Consider the following 21,974-nt stretch of genomic DNA (forward strand, 5'->3'; position numbering starts at 1 on the left):
GCGCTCCAGCCGCGCCGCGCGCCGGCGGACATCCGGCGCGTGGAGGCGGCGCGGCGACGCTAGAGCATGCGTTCCACGTCGTGCATCGACGGCATCATGTTCGTGTTCATGTGGTGCATCACCCACAGCGTGCCGATCAGCACGATCACGAGCAGCACCGCGGTGAAGATCAGGGCGAGCAGGTTCCAGCCGCCCTCGGACTTCGGGTTCATGTGCAGGAAGTACACCATGTGCACCACCACCTGCACCATCGCGAAGGCCAGGATCACCAGCAGGGTGATCGTCGGCGTCGGCAGCACCTTGGCCATCACCAGCCAGAACGGGATCGCGGTCAGCACCACCGACAGGCCGAAGCCGGTGGCGTACTCCTTCACGCTGACGTGCGGGATGCCGTCCTCGAGGAAGTCGTCGTGCGGATCGTGGGAATGGTCGCTCATCACAGCACGCCCATGAGATAGACGAAGGTGAAGACGCCGATCCAGACGACGTCGAGGAAATGCCAGAACAGCGACAGGCAGGCGATGCGGCGCGTGGTCGTGCGGTTCAGGCCCCAGCGGCCGACCTGCACGCACAGCACCACCAGCCACACCACGCCGAACAGCACGTGCAGGCCGTGGGTGCCGACCAGGGCGAAGAATGCCGACAGGTACGCGCTGCGCTGCGGCCCGGCGCCGAGGTGGATCAGGTGCTGGAACTCGTAGAGCTCGATCCCGAGGAACGCCAGCCCGAGCAGGCCGGTCACCGCCAGCCAGCCGATGGTGGCGCGCGCCTTGCGCCGGAGCATCGCGATCATCGCGAAGCCGTAGGTGATCGACGACACCAGCAGCACCGCGGTGTTGACCGCGATCAGCTTGAGGTCGAACAGGTCGCGGCCCGACGGCCCCGCGGCATAGCTCTGCGCGAACACCCCGAAGGTGGCGAACAGGCTGCCGAAGATCATCAGGTCGCTGAGCAGGTAGATCCAGAAGCCCAGCAGGGTGCCGTTCTCGGGATGGTGGCGGCCGGCGGTGTCCAGGAACACCGGGCTGCCGTCGGCGTGGGACAGGGCGATGGACTCAGACATGGACGCTGCTCAGCTGCTGCGTGCGCGCGGCCTCGGTCGCGGCCACGGTCTGCGCGGGGATGTGGTAGTCGCGGTCGCGGTCGAAGCTGTGCCAGATCGCGTACACCACGGTCGCCAGCAGCGACACCGCCGCCAGCCACCAGATGTGCCAGATCAGGGCGAATCCGCAGACCGTGCTCAACGCCGAGAGGATCACGCCGGCGCCGGTGTTGCGCGGCATGTGGATCGGCACGAAGCCGCTCTCCGGGCGCCTGAAACCGCGCCGCTTCATGTCGGCCCAGGCGTCGTTGTCGTGCACCACCGGGGTGAAGGCGAAGTTGTATTCCGGCGGCGGCGAGGAGGTCGACCATTCCAGCGTGCGCCCGTCCCAGGGGTCGCCGGTGACGTCGCGCAGCTGCTCGCGGCGGCGGAAGCTGACCGCGATGCACCACAGGAACGCGGCGATGCCGATCGCCACCAGCACCGCGCCCAGCAGCGCGATCTGGAACCAGATCTGCAGCGAGGGATCGTCGAAGTGGCTCATGCGCCGGGTCACGCCCATCAGGCCGAGCACGTACAGCGGCGTGAACGCGAGCCAGTAGCCGGCCAGCCAGAACCAGAACGAGACCTTGCCCCAGAAATCGTCCAGCCGGAAGCCGAACGCCTTGGGGAACCAGTGCGTCATCGCCGCGAACAGGCCGAACACCACGCCGCCGATGATCACGTTGTGGAAGTGCGCCACCAGGAACAGCGAGTTGTGCAGCACGAAGTCCGCCGGCGGCACCGCCAGCAGCACGCCGGTCATCCCACCGACCACGAAGGTGACCATGAAGCCCATGGTCCACAGCATCGGCACCTCGAAGCGGATGCGCCCGCGGTACATGGTGAACAGCCAGTTGAAGATCTTCGCGCCCGTGGGGATCGAAATGATCATCGTGGTGATGCCGAAGAACGAGTTGACGCTCGCGCCCGAGCCCATGGTGAAGAAGTGGTGCAGCCACACCAGGTACGACAGCACCGTGATGCAGACCGTGGCGTAGACCATCGAGCTGTAGCCGAACAGGCGCTTGCCCGAATAGGTCGAGACGATCTCGGAGAACACGCCGAACACCGGCAGGATCAGGATGTAGACCTCCGGATGGCCCCAGATCCAGATCAGGTTCACGTACAGCATGGCATTGCCGCCGAGGTCGCTGGTGAAGAAGTTCGTGCCCACGTAGCGGTCGAGCGTCATCAGCGCCAGTACCGCGGTCAGCACCGGGAACGAGACCACGATCAGCACGTTGGTGCACAGCGCGGTCCAGGTGAATACCGGCATCTTCATCAGGCCCATGCCGGGCGCGCGCATCTTGATGATGGTCACCAGCAGGTTCACGCCCGACAGCAGCGTGCCCACGCCGGCGATCTGCAGCGCCCAGATGTAGTAGTCCAGCCCCACCCACGGGCTCTGGTTGCCGAGGTTGGACAGCGCCAGCCAGCCGGAGGTGGAGAACTCGCCGAAGAACAGCGACAGCATCACCAGCATCGCGCCGGCGGTGGTCATCCAGAAGCTGAAGTTGTTGAGGAACGGGAACGCCACGTCACGCGCGCCGATCTGCAGCGGCACGATGTAGTTCATCAGCCCGGTGACCAGCGGCATGGCCACGAAGAAGATCATGATCACGCCGTGGGCGGTGAAGATCTGGTCGTAGTGGTGGGGCGGCAGGTAGCCCATGCTGTCGCCGAAGGCCATCGCCTGGTGCAGGCGCATCATGATCGCGTCGGCGAAGCCGCGCAGCAGCATCACCAGGCCCAGCACCATGTACATGATGCCGATCTTCTTGTGGTCGATGCTGGTGAACCATTCGTTCCACAGCCAGCCCCACAGCCGGTACTTCGTGATCACCGCCACCAGCGCCAGGCCGCCGAGACAGGTGCCGACGAAGGTCGCGGCGATGATCGGGTCGTGCAGCATCGGGATCGCGTCCCAGGCCATGCGGCCGGTCAGCGGGGACGTCTCGACGGTGGAGGGATCGAAAGCCATCTGAAGGAATGTCCGGAAGAACGGGGTGTCGGCAGGGCGCGGGTCAGGGCGCCTGCAGGCCGCCGGCGAAGACGGGGCGGGACGGCGGCACCAGCGCGCGCGCCTCGTCCACGGTGCACACGCCGGCGCTGACGAACGGGCCGGCATCGAGGCGGCCGCGGCGTGGCATGGCCAGCGCGTCGATGCCCTCCAGCCCCAGCCCGCCCATCGCATCAAAGGCCATCATCTGGTCCATGCACAGCCGGTCGGTGTCGACGCAGCGGTTGACCACCGCGTCGAACAGGTCCGGCGCCACGCTGGCATACAGGCGCGCCGGTTCGCGCGCGCTGGGCGCTTCCAGCGCGAGGTAGCCGGCGCGGTCGAGCGTCGCGCCGCCGGCGCGCGCGGTCTCGATCCACTGCGCGAAGCCCGCGTCGTCGAGCGCGATGAAGTCGAAGCGCATGTGCGAGAAGCCCTCGCCGCTGTAGTGCGAGGAGAAGCCCTTGTAGGTGCCGGGCGCGTTCATCACCGCGTGCAGCGTGGTCTCCATCGCCGGCATGGTGTAGACCATGCCCGCCAGCGCTGGCACGTAGAACGCGTTCATCGTGGTCGACGAGGTGAGCCGGAAGCGGATCGGGCGGTCCACCGGGGCGGCCATCTGGTTGAGCGAGGCCACGCCGTACTCGGGATAGACGAACAGCCACTTCCAGTCCAGCGACACCACCTGCACCTCCAGCGGCTGCACGTCCTCGGGCACCGGGCGCCCGGGCGCGATGCGCTCCAGCGGCCGGTGCGGGTCGAGCAGATGGGTGCTGATCCAGGTCACCGCGCCGAGCGCGATGATGATCAGCAGCGGCACCGCCCAGATCACCAGCTCCAGCTGGGTGGAGTGGTCCCAGTCCGGGGTGTAGGTGGCCTTGCGGTTGGAGGCGCGGTAGCGCCAGGCGAACAGGAAGGTGAGCGCGATCACCGGCACGATCACCAGCAGCATCAGCCCGGTGGCGACCAGGATCAGCCGCCCCTGCTGCGCCGCCACGTCGCCGGGCGGCGACAGCACGACGGTGCTGCAGCCGGACAGCAGCAGGACGGCGATGGGCAGCATCCACCGGGGCAGGGCGCGTGGGAAGGCGGGCATGGGGGCTCGAATCGGCATGGCGCTTGATCCGGATCAATGTAGTCAGCGCGCCGATGCCGGACCATTGGACGTTTTGTCCCATCGCTTCGCACGCGCGTCGCTGCGACACTGGCGTCGCCGCCACTGCCACCGGCGGCCCGACCCCCTTCCGGCTGCGGCCGGCCGCCCCGCGAGACGAGCCACCCGACGATGTCCGCCCATCCAGACGCCATCCATTCCGCCCACGACCACGGGACGCGGGCGCACAAGGACATCGCGCCGGGCGAGATCGCGGTCGGCGTGGTGGTGGGTCGCGGCTCTGAATACTTCGACTTCTTCGTCTACGGCATCGCCTCGGCGCTGGTGTTCCCGAAGGTGTTCTTCCCCTTCGCCGAACCGCTGACCGGCACCCTGTACGCGTTCGCGATCTTCGCCCTGGCCTTCGTCGCCCGGCCGCTGGGCACGGTGCTGGGCATGTGGCTGCAGCAGCGCTGGAGCCGCAGCACCAAGCTCACCGTGGCCCTGTTCCTGCTCGGCACCTCGACCGCGGGCATCGCGTTCCTGCCCGGCTACGGCGCCATCGGCGCGGCGGCGATCGTGCTGCTGGCGCTGTTCCGGGTGCTGCAGGGCGTGGCGCTGGGGGGCTCGTGGGACGGGCTGCCGTCGCTGCTGGCGCTCAACGCGCCCAAGGAGCGCCGCGGCTGGTACGCGATGCTCGGCCAGCTGGGCGCGCCGGTGGGCTTCATCGTCGCCTCGGCGCTGTTCGCGTTCCTGATCTCGAGCCTGTCGCCCGAGGACTTCTACGCCTGGGGCTGGCGCTATCCGTTCTTCGCCGCGTTCGCGATCAACGTGGTGGCGCTGTTCGCGCGGCTGCGGCTGGTGGTGGCCGACGAGTACCAGGACAAGATGGGCGAGCTCGAACTTGAGCCCACGCCGGTGGGCGAACTGTTCCGCGGCCGCGGCCGGCACGTGTTCATCGGCGCGTTCGCGGCGCTGGCCAGCTACGCGATGTTCCACATCGTCACGATCTTCCCGCTGTCGTGGATCGAGCTGTTCACCGAGGACTCGGTCAGCGGCTTCCTGCTGCTGCAGGTGTTCGGCGGCGTGCTGGCGGCGGCGGGCATCGTCGCCTCGGGCATGATCGCCGACCGCGTCGGCCGCGCGCGTACGCTCGGCGGTACGGCGGTGGCGATCGCGATGTACAGCGGCTTCGCGCCCACCCTGCTCGGCGCCGGCGGCCCGGGGCAGGTGGTGTTCGTGCTGTTGGGCTTCGTGCTGCTGGGCCTGTCCTACGGCCAGGCGGCCGGCGCGGTGACCGCCAACTTCGGCAGCCGCTACCGGTACACCGGCGCCGCGCTCACCTCCGACCTGGCCTGGCTGATCGGCGCCGCGTTCGCGCCGCTGGTGGCGCTGGGGCTGTGCGCGGAGTTCGGCCTGCCCTACATCGGCCTGTACCTGCTGTCGGGCGCGATCGGCACCCTCGCCGCGCTGGGCGTGAACCGGGCGCTGCGGCTGAAGAGCTGACGCCCCGCGGCGCACTCGACCTTGGTCGCGGTCGCCCGCCGCGGCCGCGCGGCGGCGCTACCATCGCCGCCATGGACAGCCCGCTCGCCGATGTCGAAGGCTTCCTCGCGCAGACGCCGCCGTTCGACGGCCTGGCGCCGCCGCAGCTGCGGCGCGCGGCCGCGGCGTTCGAGGCGGTGTACCGCCGCAGCGGCACCGAGGTGCTGCGCATCGGCGAGGCCAACGACACCCTGTGGCTGGTGCGCCGCGGCGCGGTCGAGACCCGCGACGGCGCCGGCAACCTGGTCGGTCGCTACGGCGAGGGCGAGAGCTTCGGCCTGCAGTCGCTGCTGGGCGCACGGCCGGTGCGGTTCCGCGCCGTCCTGATCGAGGACAGCCTGCTGTGGTGCATGCCGCGCGCGGCGTTCGACGACCTGCGCGCGGCCTCGCGCGCGTTCGACGACTTCTACATCCGCAGTCTGGAACAGCGCCTGGTCGGTGCGCTGGAGGGCAGCGCGGCGGGCAAGCAGACCGCGACCCTGTTCCTCACCCCGCTGTCGCAGCTGGCCCGGCGCGCGCCGATCTCGGTGCCGCGCGTCACGCCGGTGGCGGAGGCGGCGCGGGCGATGTCCGCGCACGGCGTGTCCTCGCTGCTGGTGGGCGAGGGCGGCGAACTCGAGGGCATCCTCACCGACCGCGACCTGCGCAACCGGGTGCTCGCGCAGGGCCGCGATCCGTCCACGCCGGTGTCCGAGGTGATGACCTCCGCGCCGCTGACGCTCGACGCCGACAGCCCGGTGCTCTCGGCCATCGTGGCCATGGCCGGCCGCGGCATCCACCACCTGCCGCTGGTCCGCGAGGGCGCGGTGGTGGGCATGGTCACCACCCGCGACCTGCTCAGCCTGCAGACCCACCATCCGCTCTACCTCGCGGCGCAGATCCAGAAGCAGGACACCCGCGAAGGCGTGGTCGACGTGTGCCGGCGGATCCCGCAGCTGTTCGAACTGCTGCTGGCCTCGGGCCTGCGCGCCGAGGAAGTGCCCAAGGTGATGAGCACCCTCGCCGATGCGGTGACCCGGCGCCTGATCCACCTCGCACAGGCGCGCCTGGGCCCGGCGCCGGCGCCGTGGGCGTGGCTGGCCTTCGGTTCGCAGGCGCGCGAGGAGCAGAGCCTGCGCACCGACCAGGACAACGGCATCGTCTACGCCGACGATGCGCCCGCAGGTGCCGACGCCTGGTACGCGGCGCTGGCGCGCGAGGTCAGCGACGGCCTCGACGCCTGCGGCTACGTGTACTGCCCGGGCGGCATCATGGCCACCACGCCGGAATGGCGGCAGCCGCTGTCGGGCTGGCTGCGGCATTTCGCGCGCTGGGCCACGCTGCCGGACCCGACCGCGGTATTGCGGGTGAGCATCTTCTTCGACCTGCGCGGGATCGACGGCGACGCCGGCCTGGTGGCGCGCATCCGCGAGGCGATGGCCGACTGCGCCGGCGGCCGCGGACGCGCCGTGTTCCTGAGCGCGCTGGCGCGGCAGGCCGCGCAGTACGACGTCCCGCTCGGGTTCTTCCGCCAGTTCGTGCTGCAGCGACAGGGCGAGCACCGGGACACCCTCGAGATCAAGGCCGCCGGCCTGCTGCCTCTGACCGACCTGGTGCGCGTGCGCGCGCTGCAGGGCGGGGTGACCGTGGCCTCGACCCGCGAGCGCATCGCCGCGCTGGTCGCGCGCGGGGCGATGGACCGCGCCGAGGGCGACCGCCTCGACGGCGCCTACCGCCTGCTGTGCGGGCTGCGCGTGCGCCTGCACGCCGACCTCGCGCGCCGCGGCGAGGCCCCACACAACCATCTCGACGTGCGTCGCATCGGCCACGCCGAGCGCAGCGCGCTGCGCGACGCCTTCCTGGTCATCCGCGAAGCGCAGGACGCGCTGAAGCAGGATTTTCCGTGAACCCCTGGCGCACGTGGCGGCTGGCCCGCGCGCGTGCGCGCTGCCGGCTGCCGGCGCAGCGCGAGGCGCTCGCGGTGGCGCTTCCGTCGCCGGCGACCCCGTTCGAGGCGCTGCCGGTGCTGGCGCTGGACTTCGAGACCACCGGCCTGGATCCGGCGCGCGACCAGATCCTCTCCGCCGGCTGGGTGCCGATCGACCGCGGCCGCCTGCGCATGGGCGAGGCGCGCGAGGTGCGGGTGCGGCCGCGCGGCGAGGCGGGCGTCGGCCAGAGCGCGACCATCCACGGCCTGTTCGACAGCGACCTGGCCCAGGCCAGCGACGAGGCCGCGCTGCTGCAGGCGCTGCTGCCCGCGCTGTCCGGGCGCGCGATCGCGGCGCACGCGGCGGGCATCGAGCGCGGTTTCCTGCGCGCGCTGCTGCGGCGCCATGGCGGCGTCGCGCTGCCCAACCCCTTCATCGACACGCTGGTGCTTGCGCGCACCGTGCTCGAGGGCGGCGGCGGGCGGGTCGACGAACACGGTGGTGCGCTCACCCTGGCCGCGGCGCGCGAACGGCATGGCCTGGCGCCGCATGCGCAGCACTCGGCGGTGTCGGACGCGCTGGCCTGCGGCGAGCTGCTGCTGGCGCAGGTGGAGGCGCTCGGCGGCGGCGCCCGCGTGCGCCTGCGCGACCTCGACTAGTGCGCCGGCTTCGGTCACAGTCCATGTCCCGACGGCAGGATGTCCGCGCGCAATGACCCAGCCCCACGACACCGGCGGCGCCCGCTCCCGCATCGCCGGCTTCCTCGACACGGCCCGCGACTACCTCGGCATCGGCGGCCGCGTGCGCCGCGAGCCGGTGCGCGATCCCGAGGCGCTGCGCGGCTTCGTCTCCTCGCGCGCGAGCTTCATCGCCCAGACCAGCCTGTACGGCTACATGCGCACGCGCGCCGGCCAGCGCTACCCGGAACTGTTCGAGAACGACGGCTTCGTCGAACTGCTCAATGCCGCGAAATGGCACATGTGGCTGGCCAGCCTGTCGGACCTGAGCGTCTATGCCGGCGGCCTGCTGGCGCGCGGCGGGATGGCCGAGGACCGCGTCGGCGCGATGATGCGGGGCCAGCTCGAGCGCACGCTCGACGAGACCGGCGTGCCGGCCGAGGCCGACGACGGCTTCGTCGAACACGCCGGACGGGTGCGTGCGCGCATCGCGCTCACGCCGTGGAGCCAGGTCGGTGACGACGAAGGCTGCTTCCACGAGAGTCCCGCGGCCCTGGTGCGGCATGCGCCGATCGTCGAGACCCTGATGCGGCTGGACGAGGAGGTGGTGCGCAATTCGGTGCGCTACCACTGGCAGGAGGTTCGCCGTGACCTGCGCGCCTTGCTGGATGCGCAGGCGGTCGACCGCGCGTTCGCGGACTGACGACCGCGCGCGGCGGGCGGCATCGCCCCCGCCATGCCGACAGCGCGATAGCCGTCCGCCTCAGCTGCCCAGCAGCTTCGACACGATCCAGTACAGGCCCTGCGCGATCTGGCCTTCGAGCGGGAACGAGAGCATCCCCATCACCGAGTAGCCCAGCGCCCAGGGCAGCACGTAGAAGCGGGCCATGAAGAAGAACCAGGCCACGTACAGCGGCACCATCGCCGGCACCAGGAAGCCCGGCGTGATCGGCTTGAACAGCTTGAGCAGCGGGTCGGTGACGCGGACGAAGAAGCGGCTGAAGAAGAACCTGCTTTCCTCCGGCAGGAACAGGCGCATGCCGAAGCGCCCGATCAGCGTCCACATCACCATGCCCAGCAGGTAGTCGATCACGACCGCGTACAGCGGAACTCCGGTCACCATGCGTCGTCGCGGCTCCCCATCTACGGCCTTCGCGGCCATGCTCTCACAAAGAAAAGATGCCGGGGGAGTCGCCTCGCCCCGGCATCCGGTTGCACCGCGGGTCCGTCAGTGGTGGCGCACGAGGGCGTCGCCGCGCGGGATGCGCACCTCGTCGACCATGCGCTGGATCTCCTCGTCCGGCGCCGGCGTCAGCAGCGAGACGGTGATCATGGCGATGAAGCTCGCCACCACGCCGACCACGCCGAAGCGCAGGTGGTCCAGGCCCAGCCACGGCGTCATGCCGTTGCGCACCGCGAGCAGGTAGCCCCAGCCCGCGATCAGGCCGACCACCATGCCGGCGACCGCGCCGGCGCGGTTGGCCCGTTTCCACCACACGCCCAGGACCAGCGGCGCGAACAGGCCCGACATCGCGAAGCAGAAGGCCCAGGCCACCGCGCCGAGGATGCCTTCCAGCCGCATTGACGCCACCGCCGCACCGGCCGCACCGATCACCAGCAGCAGGACGCGGGCGGTCAGCAGGCGCTTCCGGGTCTCGGCCTTCGGGTCGATGATCTTGTAGTACAGGTCATGCGACAGGGTGTTGGCCATGGCCAGCAGCAGGCCGTCGGCGGTCGACAGCGCCGCCGCCAGGCCACCCGCGGCCACCAGGCCCGAGATCACGTAGGGCAGGCCGGCGAACTCCGGCGTGGCCAGCACGATGATGTCGGGATTGAGGAAGAACTCGTTGATCTGCAGGATGCCGTCGCCGTTGGAGTCGCGGATCGCCACCAGGCCGATCTCGCCCCAGTTGCGCACCCAGCTGAGCGCTTCGACGTCCGCGATCGCCTTGCCGAAGATCGAGCTGGCCAGGTTGGGATCGAACAGCGACAGCTTGCTCAGCGTGGCCAGGGCCGGCGCGGAGAAGTACAGCAGGAAGATGAAGAACAGCGACCAGGCGACCGAACTGCGCGCGGCCTTGACCGAAGGCGTGGTGAAGTAGCGCATCAGGATGTGCGGCAGCGATGCGGTGCCGACCATCATGCAGAACGCCAGGGTCACGAACTGCCACGCGGCCAGCGCGCCGTCCGCCGGCGAGGCGTGCAGCGTGGTCAGGGCCGACAGCCCGGTCACGGTGTCCACCGGCGCGGTGCCCACGCCCAGCAGCGGCTCGAGCTCCTGGATGCGTTCCACCGCCGGGCCGTACTGCAGCTGCGGGAACCAGCCGAAGCCCTGTGCGCCGGACATCCACACAATCGGCAGGATGTAGGCCACGATCAGCACGATGTACTGCGCCACCTGGGTCCAGGTCACCGCGCGCATGCCGCCGAGCATCGAGCACACCAGGATGCCGATCAGGCCCAGCCAGCAGGCCAGCTCGAACGGGATCAGGAACGCTCTCGCCGCGATCGTGCCGGTCGCCGTGATCTGCGCGGTGACGTAGGTGAACGACGCCACCATCAGCACCACGATCGCGCAGAACCGCGTCAGCTTGCCGCCGTAGCGGGTGCCGATGAAGTCCGGCACCGTGTAGCAGCCGAACTTGCGCAGGTACGGCGCCATCAAAGTGGCCACCAGGATGTAGCCGCCGGTCCAGCCGACCACGAAGGCCAGGTACGGGTAGCCGGACATGAAGATGCCGCCGGCCATCGCCACGAACGAGGCGCCGGACATCCAGTCGGCCGCCGTCGCCATGCCGTTGAACACCGGCGGCACGCTGCGGCCCGCCAGGTAATACGCGTCGGCCGCGGCCGTGCGCGAGATCACGCCGATGAAGGCGTAGATGGCGATGGTGAAGGCGACGAAGCTCAGGCCGATCGCGCGCGCACTGAGCCCGAACTGCTCCAGTACCGCCATCAGCGCGAAGAACGCGAGGAACCCGCCGGTGTAGATCGCGTAGATCTTCGGCAGGCTTTGGGTGAAGGACTTGCCTTCGAATTGCAGTGCCATGACGTATCCCCTCGGTTGTCAGACTTCGTCTTCTTCGTGGACGCCGTACTTCACGTCGATGGCGTGCTGCTGCCGGCTGAACAGGAACAGCTGGACCACGAACACGGCCAGGGACCCCTGCGCGGCCATGTAGTAGCCCAGTGGCCAGCCGAGGAAGCGGATGTTGTTGATGTCGTGGGCGAACCAGTGGATCAGGAACGCGAAGACGAACCAGACGAGCAGGTGGGCGATCGTCAGGTTGCGCGTCTTGCGCCAGTGTTCGGTGTCTGCACTCATGGGTGACATGCCTCCGTGGATCTGCGGGAACGATTGCCGGAACGGGCCCTGGAACGGAACCGGCCGGGCCGCCACCAAATCGGCGGCGACCCGGCCCGGACGCGGCTAGAACGAATACTTGACCGTGGTGTGGATGCGCTTGAGGTCGCCCTTGCGGTCGTCCTCCAGCGCACGCTCGCCCCAGCTGACCTCCGCGCCGATGTCCAGCTTCGGGAACGGCGAGTAGATCAGGTTGGCGTGGAACGACTGCGCGCGCTCGATCGCCGCCCAGCTGCCCGGCCCCCACCCGGCCAGGCCGCGGTCGTTGTCGAACTCGGCCACCGAATACATCAGGTTGCTGCGCAGCTGCGGCGTGAACGCGTGCCGCCAGGCCACGAAGCCGCCGGCACCGGTCTGCGAGTGCAGTTCGCCATTGGCGTCGAGCACCGCATCGGCGCCGAGGCCGAAGGCCAGGTAACGGCCGATGCCCGAGCCGTAGTTCGCCATCCAGCGGATGTCGTCGCTGTCGCCGAGGTTGAAGCGGCCCGACAGGCTGACCGCCGCGCCGCTGGTGCTCTCGTCGCCGCTCTTGAGCTGGCGCAGCAGGCCGGCGACGCTGAAGTGGCCCCAGTCGCCCTTGCCGACCCAGCGCGCGGTGACGTCCGGCATCAGGTTGCTGCCGCCGGCGCTGTTGCGCGCGGCGGTGTCGACGCTGCTGACGGTGGTGAGCGGGTTCTCCAGGGCGATGGAGAACGGGCCGCTGGTGTAGCGCACCTGCGCCTGGCGCACGAAGGTGGTGCCCTCGGTGACGCCGACGAAGTCCACCGCCTCGGGCAGGGCCGCGACGTCCTGGAAGTTCGACCAGGTCTGGCCGGCCAGCCATTTGTTCCAGGTCACGTAGGCGTGCCGGAGCGTGACGCCATGGGTGTTGGTGGCGACCTCGTTGCCGAGGTTGGCGCTGCCGCCGCCGAACATGTCGGCCTCGATGAAGCCGCGGAACTTGTCGCCGCCCTCGCTGGTCCAGTCCGCCGCCAGCCAGAAGCGCGAGAATGCGGCGTGGAAGTCGGTGTACGGATCGGTGTCGGGCTCGGCGCCGTTGGCCACCACCGGGATCGTGGCGGGCACGTAGAACAGGCGTCCGGCCGAGCCCTCCGCGATCGCCCCGTCGCTGGTGTCGGTGGTCATCGCGTCGAGCTTGATGAAGCCGCCGTACGAGAACACGCTGCCCGGGTTGCCGCCGGTCAGGATCGGCGCGGACTGGATGCGCGGCTTGCCGTCGCCCGGAGCCCCCTGCGCCACGCGGACTTCGTCGAGCTGGGTCTGGGTGGCGGCCACCGACGCCTGCGTCTGTTCCACCGTGGCCTGGGTCTGCTGCTGGCCCTGCAGCAGCGCCTGCACCTGCGCCTCGAGCTGGGCGATGCGCGCCTCGAGTTCGCGTTCCTTCGCGGTCTGCCCGAACGCCACCCCCGGCGCGATCAGGGCCAGCGTCAAAGCGGCCGCAAGCGGCCGGATCGGCCTGCGTCTAGTCATGAAGTTCCCCTCCCAGAGAATGTTGGTCACACACCCGCACGGCGAGGCTGCGCGCCGGGGGCGGCGGTGCCTATTCGTCTTTGGTCGAGGGTGGCCGCCGCGTGCGACCAAAGTCCAAGCGCGCTGTTGCGTCGCAACACGCACGCGATGCGGCACACTGGCGCATGGACGCCGGTCGGTGGCTGGCAACACTGCCTCGGGAGGGCGACATGAGCGACATCTACCCCGTCAATCCGGAGTTCGCCGCGCACGCGCGCATCGATCGCGCCGCGTACGAGCGCGACTACCGGGCCTCGGTGGACGACCCCGACGCGTTCTGGGGCCGCGCCGCGCAGCGGCTGGACTGGTTCCGAGCCCCCACCCGCGTGCGCGACGTGAGCTTCGCGCTGGAGGATTTCCGCATCCGCTGGTTCGACGACGGCGAGCTCAATGCCAGCGTCAACTGCCTGGACCGCCACCTGGCCACGCGCGGCGACCGGACCGCGCTGATCTGGGAAGCCGACAGCCCCGAGACCGCGCCGCGCCACGTCAGCTATCGCGAACTGCACGAGCGCGTGTGCCGGCTGGGCAACGCCCTGCGCGCGCTGGGCGTGGAGAAGGGCGACCGCGTCACCATCTACCTGCCGATGATCGTCGAGGCCGCGGTGGCGATGCTGGCCTGCGCCCGCATCGGCGCGGTGCATTCGGTGGTGTTCGGCGGCTTCGCGCCGAATTCGATCGCCGACCGCGTGTCCGACTGCGCGTCCAAGCTGATCATCACCGCCGACGAGGGCCTGCGCGGCGGCCGCAAGGTGCCGCTGAAGGCGAACGTGGACGCGGCGCTGAAGCTGCCCGGGACCAGCACCGTGGAGACCGTGCTGGTGGTGCGCCATACCGGCGCCGCGGTCGACATGCAGATGCCGCGCGACCGCTGGTACGACGCGGTGGTCGATCCGCAGCCGGCCGAGTGCGAGGCCGAGCGCATGAACGCCGAGGACCCGCTGTTCATCCTCTACACGTCCGGGTCCACCGGCAAGCCCAAGGGCGTGCTGCACACCACAGGCGGCTACCTGCTCTACGCCAGCTACACCCACGAGGCGGTGTTCGACCTGCGCGAGGACGACGTCTACTGGTGTACCGCCGACGTGGGCTGGGTCACCGGCCACAGCTACATCGTCTACGGCCCGCTGGCCAACGGCGCGACCTCGCTGATGTTCGAGGGCGTGCCCAACTACCCGGACTACTCGCGCTTCTGGCAGGTCATCGACAGGCACAAGGTCACCATCTTCTACACCGCGCCGACCGCGATCCGCGCCCTGATGCGCGAGGGCGAGGGCCCGGTGAAGGCGACCTCGCGTGCCTCGCTGCGCCTGCTCGGCAGCGTGGGCGAGCCGATCAACCCGGAAGCCTGGCGCTGGTACTTCGATGTCGTGGGCGACAGCCGCTGCCCGATCGTCGACACCTGGTGGCAGACCGAAACCGGCGGCATCCTGATCTCGCCGCTGCCGGGCGCGATCGACCTCAAGCCCGGCTCGGCGACGCTGCCGTTCTTCGGCGTGCAGCCGGCGCTGGTCGACGCCGCCGGCCAGCTGCTCGAGGGCGCCACCGAGGGCAACCTGGTGATCCTCGATTCCTGGCCGGGGCAGATGCGCACCGTCTACGGCGACCACCAGCGCTTCATCGACACCTATTTCAAGGCCTATCCGGGCATGTACTTCACCGGCGACGGCTGCCGCCGCGACGCCGACGGCTATTACTGGATCACCGGGCGCGTGGACGACGTGATCAACGTCTCCGGCCACCGCATCGGCACCGCCGAGGTGGAGAGCGCGCTGGTCTCGCATCCGAAGGTGGCCGAGGCCGCGGTGGTCGGCTTCCCGCACGACATCAAGGGCCAGGGCATCTACGCCTACGTCACCCTGGTGGCGGGCGAGGCCGAGAGCGACGAGTTGCTGAAGGAACTGGTGGCGCACGTGCGCCGGGAGATCGGGCCGATCGCCTCGCCCGATTTCCTGCAGTGGGCGCCGGGCCTGCCGAAGACGCGCTCGGGCAAGATCATGCGCCGCATCCTGCGCAAGATCGCCGAGAACGCGCCCGACCAGCTCGGCGATACCAGCACCCTGGCTGATCCGTCGGTGGTCGATTCGCTGGTCAGGCATCGGCACGGGGCGTGACCGTGGCGCGCCGGGCGACGTGCGCGCTGGAACGGCGGAGCCTGGCGCCGGCTCGGCAGCGGCGGCGAACCGGCGATCGCGCCCGGAGAGCGCATGCGCAAGCGTCGGGCACCGCCCGCGGATCGCCGCGTCACCCCTGACCGCTCACCGGGCCGGCACCACCGATCGCCATTCATCCCCCCTGACCCCTGACCCCATCACGGACCGATGCCCACCATCCTCGTCGCCGACGACCACCCCCTGTTCCGCGAGGCCCTGCGCGGCGCCGTCGTCCGCGTCATTCCCGACGCGCGGCTGCACGAGGCCGAGAATGCCGAAGGCCTGTACGCGATGGCCGATGCACATCCCGACGCCGACCTGCTGCTGCTCGACCTCAACATGCCCGGCGCGCAGGGCTTCAGCGCCCTGGTGCACCTGCGCGGCCTGCACCCGCAGCTGCCGGTGGTGATGGTGTCCGCGCGCGAGGAGCCGGCGGTGATCCGTCGCGCGCTCGACCACGGCGCCATGGGCTTCATTCCCAAGTCCTCCAACGCCGAAACCCTGGGCACCGCGCTGCGGCGCGTGCTCGACGGCGACCGCTGGGTGCCCGACAGCGCCGATTCCGCGCCGCGCACCGGCACGGACGAACAGGACGTCGCGGCGCGCGTGCGCGAGCTCACGCCGCAGCAGTTCCGGGTGCTGCAGATGCTCGGTTCGGGCAAGCTCAACAAGCAGATCGGCTACGAGCTGGGCGTATCCGAGGCCACGATCAAGGCCCACATGAGCGCGATCCTGCGCAAGCTCGGCGCCTCCAACCGCACCCAGGCGGTGCTGATGGCGGGCAAGCTGTCGGTCGACCCCGAGAAGGTCGTGGCGCCGGACGAGACCGACGACTGAATCGCGCGGCGATCAGGCGTCGGCGTCGATCCGCCGCCGCTGCGCGGTGAGGAAGGCGCGCAGCGAGGCCGGCTTCACCGGCTTGGTGAGCACCCGGTAGCCGCGTTCGCGCGCGGCCTGCTTGAGCGCGTCGCTGCCGTCGGCGGTGAGCAGGGCGCCGGGGATCGGCTGGCCGGCGGCGGCGCGCAGCGCGTCGAGGGTATCCAGGCCGTCGAGCCGGTCGTGCAGGTGGTAGTCGACCAGCAGCACGTCGGGCTGCTCGGACAGGCGCTCCAGCGCCTCGTCCACGGTGGTGGCCGGCACCGTGCGCACGCCCCAGCGCGGCAGCAGCGCCTGCATGCCGGCGAGGATGTCGCGGTCGTTGTCCACGCACAGCACGGTCAGCCCGTGCAGGGCCTGGTCGATATCCACCCGCGGCGCGTCGGACTGCGCCGGCCCGAGCTGCGCGCCGGCCGCTCCACGCGGCACCACGATCGAGAACATGCTGCCGTGGCCGACCCGCGAACGGGCATCGAGCGCGTGCCCGAGCAGGCGCGAGATGCGCTGGCAGATCGACAGCCCCAGGCCCAGCCCGCGGCCGTCCCAGTCGAAGGGCTGCTCGTAGCGGTGGAATTCGTCGTAGATCTGGCGCATGTGGTGCTCGGGGATGCCCGGGCCGGTGTCCCACACCTGCAGCGCGACGCCGTCGCCGCGCCGGCGCGCGGCGAGCACCACGCGCCCGCGCGGGGTGTAGCGCAGCGCGTTGGCGATGAAGTTCTGCAGCACGCGCCGCAGCAGGCGGCGGTCGCTGCGCACCGGCAGCGGCGGCGCGTGCACGTGCATGCTGATGGTGCGCGCCGCGGCCATCGGCGCGTACTGCGCGGCGAGTTCGCGCAGCAGGGCGCCGGCGTCGAAGTCGGTGATCTCCGGCTTCAGCTTGCCCGCATCCAGGCGCGAGACGTCCAGCAGCCCGTCGAGCAGTTCCTCGGCCGCGCGCAGGGCCGCGTCCACGCGTTCGGCCAGGTGCGCCTGTTCCTGCGGCGCGGTGCTCTCGCGCAGCGCCGAGGTGAACAGCCGCGCGGCGTTGAGCGGCTGCAGCACGTCGTGGCTGATCGCGGTGAGGAAGCGCGAGCGCGTCTCCTGCGCGATTTCCGCCTCGCGCGTGCGCTCGGCGACGCGCTGCTCGAGGTGCTCGTTGATCTCGCGCAGCTCGCGCTCGGCGCGCTTGTAGTCGGTCACGTCGCTGTAGCTGGTGGCGTAGCCGCCGCCCGGCAGCGGCTGCCCGCGCAGCTCCAGCACCTGGCCGTTGCCGCGCACGCGTTCGCTCACGTGCGGCGAGCCGGCCCGCATGTAGTCGATGCGCTTGTCGACCTCGGCCTCGATCTCCTCCGGCCCCAGCGGGCCGAGTTCGCCACGCTGCGCGTTGTAGCGGATCAGGTCCGCGACCGGCCTGCCGACGTAGAGCATGCCGTCGGGATAGCCGAACAGCTGCTGGTAGCGCCGGTTCCAGGCCACCAGGCACATGTCGCTGTCCACGACGCTCACGCCCTGGTCGATGTTCTCCAGGGTGTTGGACAGGATCTCGCGGTTGAAGCGCAGCTCCTGCCCGGCCTCGTCCAGCACCGCGACCACCTCGCCCACCTCCATGCCCGAGCCCTTGAGCACGCTGGTCAGCACCAGTCGCGCCGAGGCCGCGCCGACCGCGGCGGCCAGCAGGCGCTCGGTGAACTGCACCCACTTGCGGTCGGCGCGCGCCTGCGGCGCCAGTTCCAGCGACTGCTCGCGCGCGTAGTCGGCGAACGCGCGCTGCGCGGTGCGTTCGCCGACGATGCGGCTGGCCAGCGTGAGCAGGTCGCCGATGGTGACGTTGCCCTTCCACTCGCCCGCGGCCAGCGCGCTGCGCTCGGCATAGGGTTCCAGGAACGGCGCGGCGCGCAGGCGTTCGTCCAGGCTCGGGCGCCAGCGCGCGGACACCAGCAGCAGCGCGCCCACGTTCGCCAGCAGCGACCAGAACGTGCCGTGGGTCAGCGGGTCCCAGCCCCACAGGCCGAACAGCTGCCGCGGCCGCAGCCAGTGGATGCCGAAGGGGCCGTCGCGCACCCAGGCCGGGTCGAACCAGCCGGCGTCGGTCAGCGTGGGCAGCAGCAGCGTGTACACCCAGACCGCGAAGCCGATCAGGAGACCGACCTCCGCGCCGCGACGGCTGGCGCCGTGCCAGTACAGCCCGCCGATCAGCGCCGGTGCGAACTGGGCGACGGCTACGAACGCCATCAGGCCGAACGAGGCCAGCGAGGCGTCGCTGCCGCTGGTGCGGTAGTAGCCCCAGGCCAGGCCGGCGATGCCGACGATCGCCACGCGCCGGATCCACAGCACCGTCGAGGCCACGTCGCCATCGTGGCTGTCGGCCCAGCCCCGGCGCAGCAGCAGCGGCATCACCAGGTCGTTGCTGACCATCGTCGCCAGCGCCACGCTGGCCACGATCACCATGCCGGTGGCCGCGGAGAACCCGCCCACGTAGGCCAGCAGCGCGAGGGTGTCGCGTTTCTCGGCCAGCGGCAGCGCGAGCACGAAGCTGTCGGGCGCCACGCCCGAACCCTGGCCGAACAGGGCCATGCCGGCGGCGGCGATCGGCACCACCATCAGGCTCACGATCACCAGGTAGGCGCCGAACAGCCAGCGCGCGCGGCGGATGTCGTCGACGTTGCCGCATTCCACGATCGCGACGTGGAACTGGCGCGGCAGGCAGATGATGGCCACGAACGCGAGCAGCGTCTGCGCCACGAAGCCCACCGGCGGCGCGACGTCCATCAGCGAGCGGGTGGCCGCGACGTAGTCGAGCTGGCGCTCGCCCAGCCAGTTCGAGGCGAACAGCCCCACCGCCACCAGCGCCACCAGCTTGACCAGCGACTCCAGCGCCACCGCCAGCATCATGCCGGGCCGGTGCTCGGTGGCGTCCACCTGGCGGGTACCGAACAGGATCGCGAACAGCGCCATCAGCGCGGCCACGTACAGTGCCGGGTCGCCCAGCGCGGGCCCGGATGGATCCTGGCCGCCAAGCACGCCGAGGCTGATCGCCACCGCCTTGTACTGCAGCGCCAGGTACGGCACCGCGGCGATCAGCGCGATCGTCGCCACCAGCGCCGCCAGCGGCTGCGAGCGGCCGTAGCGCGAGGCGATGAAGTCGGCGATCGAGACCGTGTTCTGGGTCTGCGCCACCCGCGCCATGCGTTCCAGGATGCGCCAGCCGAACAGCAGCAGCAGCAGCGGGCCGACGTAGATCGGCAGGTAGCCGATGCCCGAGCGCACCGCGGTGCCGACCGCGCCGTAGAACGTCCACGACGAGCAGTACACCGCCAGCGCCAGGCTGTAGACCAGCGGGCGCAGCCACGGCCGCTGCGGATACAGCGGATAGCGGTCGCCGATCCACGCCACCGCGAACAGCAGCGCGGCGTAGCCGACCGACACCAGCAGCAGGACCCATCCTGGCAGCAAGGCGCCTCCCCCCGGACCAGACCGTGCGGGGCAGTGTACGCAAATCGCCGCGGTCGCCCCGCACCGTGTCCCGCGACCGGATGGCCGCAACCGGTCCGGCGATGCCGCCGTGGTGCCGCGTCGCGGACCGGCCGGTCGCTGCGCCCGGCCGGATCGGCCGGCCGCGACGCCGCGCCGCCGCGCCGCCGCTCGGTGGACTCCGCTGCGCTACAGCAGCGGATCGGCCAGTCGCGCGATGCCTTCGCGGCTGCGCTGCCAGGCGGGGCGGCGGGCCCACGTCGCGGCGTCGAGGTGGTCGGCGTCGGCCAGGTAGTCCGCTTCGATGCCGCGCATCCTCGCCACCACGTCGCGGTCGTAGCAGAGCATGCCGATCTCGGCGTTGAGCGCGAACGAGCGGATGTCGAGGTTGATCGAGCCGACCAGGGCGATCTCGTCGTCGACGCTCAGATGCTTAGCGTGGAGGAAGTGCGGCCGGTACAGCGCGATCCGCACGCCCGCCGCCAGCAGTTCGGCGTAATAGGACGCCTGCGCCCACGCGCTCAGACGCTGGTTGTTGCTGCGCGAGAGGATCAGCTGCACCTCGACCCCCGACAGCGCCGCGATCCGCAGCGCGCTCAGGGTGGCGTCGTCGGGCACGAAGTACGGCGTGACCAGCACCAGCCGGTGGCGCGCGAGGTGGATCAGCGCATTCACGGCGTCGCGGGCGTTGGCGAACGGATAGGCCGGCCCGCTGGGCAGCAACTGGGTGGCGATGTCGGCATCGTGCACCGGCGAGGTCGGCGCCACATCGAGCCGTGCGCCGGTCTCGATGAACCAGTCGCTGGCGAACACGCCCTCGAGGTGGCCGACCACCGGGCCCTGCACGCGGGCCACCAGTTCGCGGTTGGGGACGCCGCGGATGAAGTCGGCGTCGGCCAGGTTCTGCGAGCCGATCCAGCCGGCGCGGTTGTCGATCACCGCGACCTTGCGGTGGTTGCGCAGGTCCATGCGTCCGCTGCGGCGCCAGCGCAGGCCACCGGGCAGCATGTCCTGCACCTGGACTCCGGCCGCGGACAGCGGCTTGCGATAGCGCCGCAGGCCGCGCTTGGCGCCGACCGCGTCGAGCAGCAGCCGACACTGCACGCCGCGCGCCGACGCACGCGCGAGCGCGGCCGCCACCACGTCGCCGACGGCGTCGTCGAACATCAGGTAGTACAGCAGGTGCACGCGTTCGCGCGCGGCGTCGATGTCGGCGACCAGCCGCCGCAGCGCGTCGTCGTAGCCGTCGAGCAGCTCGACCTGGTTGCCGTGCGTGGCCATGAAATCGCCCAGGCATTCGACCAGCGGCACCATCTCGGTGTCGGCGCCGCCGGGCGCGGGCGTCCAGCGCTGGTCGGCCAGCGGCGCCTGCTCCTCGCGGATCACCTGCGAGGCCAGCCGCTGGCGCGCGATGCGCTCGCGCGACAGCCACGGATGGCCGAGCAGCAGGTACAGCGGCAGGCCCAGCAGCGGCAGGAAGAACACCAGCAGCAGCCAGGCGCGCGCGGCGCCGGGCGTGGTCCGGGTGGGGATCCAGGCGAGCGCGACGATCCGCACCAGCCAGTCGACGACCAGCAGCCACAGGCCCAGGTTGAGATCGGGCAGCGTCATCGGCCGATTGTGCCGGCTCGGGTGCGGGTGCGTCAGTGGCGATCGCCCTGATGCCGGGGCCGCGACCGGGTGGAGCCATGCGCCGCCATGCACCTGGATCTGCGCTCTGGCGGCGGTTCCGCCGCCGAAGGCAGTGGAGGACCGAAGGGATGAGCCGTGCCGTGCGGCCGGGGGCCGAGGCGAGCGCGCATGGATGGCGCGCGCCCGAGTCAGGGCAGGAGCCCTGACCGAGGGAGAGCGGCCCCCGGCCGCCACGGCACAGCGTCCGTCCGACGCCTTCGTCTTCGCTTCCTCAGGGATGGAGCTTCCGAAGACGCGACTAGGCGGGCGCGCGCGGGTCGATGACGGCCGACCCGTGGATGGACCTCGGCACACCCCTCGACAGGCGGACGCATGCAATGGGGGCGCGGGATGGCCGTGTTTCAGCCACTGACTCGGCTACGAAAAGGCCCGCCTTGCGGCGGGCCCCTGGACCCCGGCCTGCGCGGGGGTGACGCGATGTCGGCTGCGCTGCGCGCAGGTCAATGCGTCACTTGATCTTGCCTTCCTTGTACATCACGTGCTTGCGGACGACGGGATCGTACTTCTTGATCTCCATCTTGCCGGGGGTGTTCTTCTTGTTCTTGTCCGTGGTGTAGAAGTGGCCGGTGTTGGCCGACGAAATCAGACGGATCTTGTCGCGCTTGGTTGCCATGACTCTCTACTC

The 21,974-nt window shown here is 70.7% G+C and carries 17 protein-coding genes; 6 read left to right on the forward strand and 11 right to left on the reverse strand.

All coding sequences use genetic code 11. The annotated features are described in order from the left end of the window. Window positions 1-59: 59 nt before the first annotated feature. The 4 genes from cyoD to cyoA form a co-directional block, all read right to left on the reverse strand. Window positions 60-437 (reverse strand): cytochrome o ubiquinol oxidase subunit IV, encoded by a 378-nt coding sequence (gene cyoD / locus QFW80_RS10725; RefSeq protein WP_280601915.1) that lies wholly within the window; start codon window positions 435-437, stop codon window positions 60-62. After that, a complete protein-coding gene (gene cyoC, locus QFW80_RS10730; RefSeq protein WP_280601917.1) occupies window positions 437-1,063 on the reverse strand; it encodes a cytochrome o ubiquinol oxidase subunit III in 627 nt (208 codons plus the stop codon). The genes cyoD and cyoC overlap by 1 nt, the downstream gene beginning before the upstream one ends. After that, the gene (gene cyoB / locus QFW80_RS10735) at window positions 1,056-3,029 is read right to left on the reverse strand and encodes a cytochrome o ubiquinol oxidase subunit I (protein ID WP_280602218.1); all 1,974 of its coding nucleotides are present in this window, start codon (window positions 3,027-3,029) and stop codon (window positions 1,056-1,058) included. The genes cyoC and cyoB overlap by 8 nt, the downstream gene beginning before the upstream one ends. 79 nt (window positions 3,030-3,108) lie before the next feature. Then, on the reverse strand, window positions 3,109-4,146 hold the full coding sequence (gene cyoA, locus QFW80_RS10740) for a ubiquinol oxidase subunit II (RefSeq protein ID WP_280601918.1): 1,038 nt from the start codon (window positions 4,144-4,146) through the stop codon (window positions 3,109-3,111). Between the two features lie 222 nt (window positions 4,147-4,368). On the opposite strand from cyoA, the gene QFW80_RS10745 reads away from it, so the two are divergent. From QFW80_RS10745 to QFW80_RS10760, 4 genes are all read left to right on the forward strand, one after another. Next, window positions 4,369-5,682 carry an MFS transporter gene (locus QFW80_RS10745; protein ID WP_280601920.1) on the forward strand — a complete coding sequence of 438 codons (1,314 nt, stop codon included), beginning with the start codon at window positions 4,369-4,371 and terminating at the stop codon, window positions 5,680-5,682. A 71-nt stretch (window positions 5,683-5,753) separates the two neighbouring features. Continuing rightward, window positions 5,754-7,607: a DUF294 nucleotidyltransferase-like domain-containing protein gene (locus QFW80_RS10750; protein WP_280601921.1), complete on the forward strand. Its 1,854-nt coding sequence runs from the start codon at window positions 5,754-5,756 to the stop codon at window positions 7,605-7,607. Continuing rightward, window positions 7,604-8,287, forward strand: a complete 684-nt coding sequence (locus tag QFW80_RS10755) for an exonuclease domain-containing protein (RefSeq protein WP_280601922.1) — start codon at window positions 7,604-7,606, stop codon at window positions 8,285-8,287. Before QFW80_RS10750 ends, QFW80_RS10755 begins: the two co-directional genes overlap by 4 nt. 52 nt (window positions 8,288-8,339) lie before the next feature. Next, window positions 8,340-9,008, forward strand: coding sequence for a hypothetical protein (locus tag QFW80_RS10760; RefSeq protein WP_280601924.1), 669 nt, complete (start codon window positions 8,340-8,342; stop codon window positions 9,006-9,008). A 60-nt stretch (window positions 9,009-9,068) separates the two neighbouring features. Here the strand turns inward: QFW80_RS10760 and QFW80_RS10765 are convergent, their stop codons facing one another. From QFW80_RS10765 to QFW80_RS10780, 4 genes are all read right to left on the reverse strand, one after another. Beyond that, window positions 9,069-9,428, reverse strand: a complete 360-nt coding sequence (locus QFW80_RS10765) for a hypothetical protein (RefSeq protein ID WP_280601926.1) — start codon at window positions 9,426-9,428, stop codon at window positions 9,069-9,071. Between the two features lie 105 nt (window positions 9,429-9,533). Beyond that, the gene (locus QFW80_RS10770) at window positions 9,534-11,354 is read right to left on the reverse strand and encodes a sodium:solute symporter family protein (RefSeq protein WP_280601928.1); all 1,821 of its coding nucleotides are present in this window, start codon (window positions 11,352-11,354) and stop codon (window positions 9,534-9,536) included. An 18-nt stretch (window positions 11,355-11,372) separates the two neighbouring features. Continuing rightward, the gene (locus QFW80_RS10775; protein ID WP_280601929.1) at window positions 11,373-11,630 is read right to left on the reverse strand and encodes a DUF4212 domain-containing protein; all 258 of its coding nucleotides are present in this window, start codon (window positions 11,628-11,630) and stop codon (window positions 11,373-11,375) included. Window positions 11,631-11,735: 105 nt separating this feature from the next. After that, window positions 11,736-13,139 (reverse strand): DcaP family trimeric outer membrane transporter, encoded by a 1,404-nt coding sequence (locus QFW80_RS10780; protein WP_280601930.1) that lies wholly within the window; start codon window positions 13,137-13,139, stop codon window positions 11,736-11,738. 209 nt (window positions 13,140-13,348) lie between these two features. Between QFW80_RS10780 and acs the strand changes: the two genes are divergently transcribed. Beyond that, a complete protein-coding gene (gene acs / locus QFW80_RS10785; RefSeq protein ID WP_280601931.1) occupies window positions 13,349-15,292 on the forward strand; it encodes an acetate--CoA ligase in 1,944 nt (647 codons plus the stop codon). Between the two features lie 207 nt (window positions 15,293-15,499). Beyond that, the gene (locus QFW80_RS10790) at window positions 15,500-16,168 is read left to right on the forward strand and encodes a response regulator (protein ID WP_280601932.1); all 669 of its coding nucleotides are present in this window, start codon (window positions 15,500-15,502) and stop codon (window positions 16,166-16,168) included. A 12-nt stretch (window positions 16,169-16,180) separates the two neighbouring features. Here the strand turns inward: QFW80_RS10790 and QFW80_RS10795 are convergent, their stop codons facing one another. The 3 genes from QFW80_RS10795 to rpmG form a co-directional block, all read right to left on the reverse strand. Then, window positions 16,181-19,639, reverse strand: coding sequence for a NahK/ErcS family hybrid sensor histidine kinase/response regulator (locus QFW80_RS10795; RefSeq protein ID WP_280601933.1), 3,459 nt, complete (start codon window positions 19,637-19,639; stop codon window positions 16,181-16,183). 207 nt (window positions 19,640-19,846) lie between these two features. Further along, the gene (gene cls, locus QFW80_RS10800) at window positions 19,847-21,268 is read right to left on the reverse strand and encodes a cardiolipin synthase (protein WP_280601935.1); all 1,422 of its coding nucleotides are present in this window, start codon (window positions 21,266-21,268) and stop codon (window positions 19,847-19,849) included. A gap of 529 nt (window positions 21,269-21,797) precedes the next feature. Beyond that, window positions 21,798-21,962 carry a 50S ribosomal protein L33 gene (gene rpmG / locus QFW80_RS10805; protein WP_280576833.1) on the reverse strand — a complete coding sequence of 55 codons (165 nt, stop codon included), beginning with the start codon at window positions 21,960-21,962 and terminating at the stop codon, window positions 21,798-21,800. Window positions 21,963-21,974: the final 12 nt, after the last annotated feature.

The sequence above is a fragment of the Luteimonas rhizosphaericola genome (genome assembly GCF_029888045.1).
Classification (GTDB): Bacteria; Pseudomonadota; Gammaproteobacteria; order Xanthomonadales; family Xanthomonadaceae; genus Luteimonas; species Luteimonas rhizosphaericola.